This window comes from uncultured Veillonella sp., assembly GCF_900545205.1.
GTDB lineage: Bacteria > Bacillota > Negativicutes > Veillonellales > Veillonellaceae > Veillonella.
In genome coordinates this window covers 1-2680 of record NZ_UQYC01000125.1, presented here as the reverse complement: position 1 = coordinate 2680, position 2680 = coordinate 1, and the positions used below count along the sequence as shown (strand labels likewise).

Annotated in this window: 4 protein-coding genes; 3 read left to right on the top strand and 1 reads right to left on the bottom strand. The window is 41.3% G+C overall.

Features of this window, described 5'->3' with window-relative positions; all coding sequences use genetic code 11:
* From QZR70_RS08870 to QZR70_RS08860, 3 genes are all read left to right on the top strand, one after another.
* Positions 1–576, top strand: a 576-nt coding sequence (locus tag QZR70_RS08870) for an iron-containing alcohol dehydrogenase (protein WP_295794597.1), incomplete at its 5' end; no start/stop codon positions are given.
* Between the two features lie 52 nt (positions 577–628).
* Positions 629–1342 (top strand): AzlC family ABC transporter permease, encoded by a 714-nt coding sequence (locus tag QZR70_RS08865; RefSeq protein WP_295794595.1) that lies wholly within the window; start codon positions 629–631, stop codon positions 1340–1342.
* Complete coding sequence (locus QZR70_RS08860; protein ID WP_295794594.1) at positions 1335–1673, top strand: branched-chain amino acid transporter permease; 339 nt, start codon at positions 1335–1337, stop codon at positions 1671–1673. The genes QZR70_RS08865 and QZR70_RS08860 overlap by 8 nt, the downstream gene beginning before the upstream one ends.
* 58 nt (positions 1674–1731) lie before the next feature.
* Here QZR70_RS08860 and QZR70_RS08855 read toward each other — a convergent pair whose 3' ends face one another.
* Positions 1732–2583: an aldo/keto reductase gene (locus QZR70_RS08855; RefSeq protein ID WP_295794592.1), complete on the bottom strand. Its 852-nt coding sequence runs from the start codon at positions 2581–2583 to the stop codon at positions 1732–1734.
* Between the last annotated feature and the right edge of the window lie 97 nt (positions 2584–2680).

Sequence of the window (2680 nt, the reverse complement as noted above, 5' to 3'; positions counted from 1 at the left end):
GTGCATACCACAGAGCAATATTTAACATATCCTGTAGACGGCCGTATTCAAGATCGTTTCAGTGAAGGCATTTTGAAAACTATGATTGAAATCGGCAAAGAAACAGTAGAAAATCCAGAAAACTACGACATTCGTGCTAATCACGTGTGGGCATCTACCTTGGCATTAAACGGTTTGATCGGTGCCGGCGTGCCACAAGACTGGGCGACACATCTTATTGGTCATGAGTTAACGGCGGCTTATCATTTAGACCATGGTATTACATTAGCTATCATATTGCCTGCCTTGTTAGAGGTGAAAAAAGCTGACAAGCTCGATAAATTGGCCCAATATGCTACACGTGTATGGCATATTACAGAAGGTACAAAGGAGGAAAAAGCAGATAAGGCTATTGCAAAAACTCGTGAATTCCTCGAGTCCCTTGGCGTATCTACCCATTTGAAAGATTATGGTCTTGGCGTTGAAGCAGTTGATAAAATTGTGAAACAATTAGAAGACCATGGTATGACACGACTTGGTGAAAAAGGTGACGTAACACCAGAAGTAGCTCGCGAAATTTTAACGCGTGCTTTATAATAAATGACATTAACACTTTAAATACATGTGATGTGGAAGGGAGGCGAGCCCTATGAATAAAATAAAAAAGCGAAGTGCATTTTCCTTTGCATTTCCTATTATGGTTCCTATGGGCATTAGCTTCTTTTTCATAGGTTTAGGATTTGGTTTATATGCAACGAGCCAAGGGTTCCCTTGGTGGACGGCGCCGGTTTTAGCGGCTACCATTTTTGCAGGATCCATGGAGTTTGTGACGATTGGCATGTTGATGGCCGAATTTGATCCGATTAATGCGTTTATACTGACCATGTTCGTTAATGGACGCCATTTCTTTTATGGACTATCTGCACTACAACGGTATGTACATATGGGCTGGAAATGGTTTCCTACGGTTGCTTGGATGTGTGATGAAAGTTTTGCCATCAATATGGCTACTAAGTTACCGGATGATGTGGATGAAAAGTGGTTTTACTTCCACGTGTCTTGGCTTAACTATGTGTTCTGGGTATTTAGTACCTTTGTAGGCGGTCTGTTTGGCAATCTCTTGGCCACCGTAGATTTACGGGGCATCGATTTTGTATTACCAGGTCTATTCATTGTGGTATTCCTTGAAATGCTGCTCAACGCAAAAAATAACAAGATAAGAGCCTTTGGCGTAGCTGGTGCCGCTATGGCGATAGTTATGCTCTTATTGGTAGGCAAATCGCTCTTTATGCTTTTATCCATGAGCTGTATGCTAGTAGCCTGCTATATTGCGTATAAGTGGGGAGGTGTACATCTTGACTAGTACAGAAATGGTCATTACCGTTGCTATTGTTGTGGCCGGTACATTACTCACTCGTTTTGGTGCCTTCCTCGTATTTCCACCAGGGAAAAAGGCGCCAGATTTTGTACTCTTTTTAGGTAAGGCTTTGCCGGCTGCCGTTATGGGCATGCTCGTTGTATATACCTTTAAGGAGACCGTCGTTTTAGCATATCCTTATGGTATCCCTGAGCTCATAGCATTAGTTGTTACGGTAGGGTTACATCTATGGAAGCGTAACATGCTCATATCGATTGCTGCCGGTACAGTAATTTATATGATACTCGTACAAGCCGTATTTAATGTGCCGAAATAAAATAAACCACTTGTATCTATTCTTAGAGGAGTAGATATAAGTGGTTTTATTTTTATATTTATTTGAGTTGTAAAAGTCTTTCAAGACCTGGTGCGGTGTGATGGTCTTCCAAGAAGTCTTGTTGGTCTAATAGTTCCATAACATCCATGTCGATGTTTGTTAGTTTGAAATCGAATACATCGAAGTTGGATTCCATGTGGCTCACATTGTTTGCCTTTGGCAATGGAATGATGCCTCGTTGGATGTGCCAACGCAAGATGATTTGATGTTTAGACACGCCGTATTTTTCAGCCAAGCTTTTGATGATAGGATGGTCAAAAATAGGTTGGCGGTCACGAGTGAACGGAGACCAAGCCATGCCCACTACTTGATGCTTTCTCATCAATTGAATAAGAGATTGGCGTTGGTTGAATGGGTGACATTCAATTTGGTTCACCACCGGTTTCACATTGCAGTGATATAGCAAGTCGATTAATCGGTCTTCGTAAAAGTTAGATAGGCCTAACCCACGCAATACGTTTTGATCGTATAACTCTTCCATGGCGCGCCAAGAACCGTAATAGTCGCCAAGGGGTTGATGTACGAGCATAATGTCGATATAATTAGTGTCTAATTTTTTCAAGGAGCTTTCAACAGCACGCATTGTATTATCATAGCCTGCATCGGTATGCCAAATCTTGGTAGTTACAATAATATCCGTACGTTTAACACCAGATGCTTTGATGCCTTTGCCAACGGCTTCTTCGTTGCCGTAGTAGGCAGCCGTATCGAGTAAACGATAACCTACGTTTAGTGCGTTGGTTACGGCTTGTTCTGTTTTCCCTTCGCTACCTGTTTTGTAGGTGCCATAACCGATAGAGGGAATGAAGCTGCCGTTATTTAAAATTCTAAAGTCCATCCGTTCTTCCATGAGAACCTCCGTTATATCCATTAATTAAAGGAATTAGCTTTCATACAATTCTAATTGATTTTATGATATACTAAGGTATTGATAAAAATCAATATGA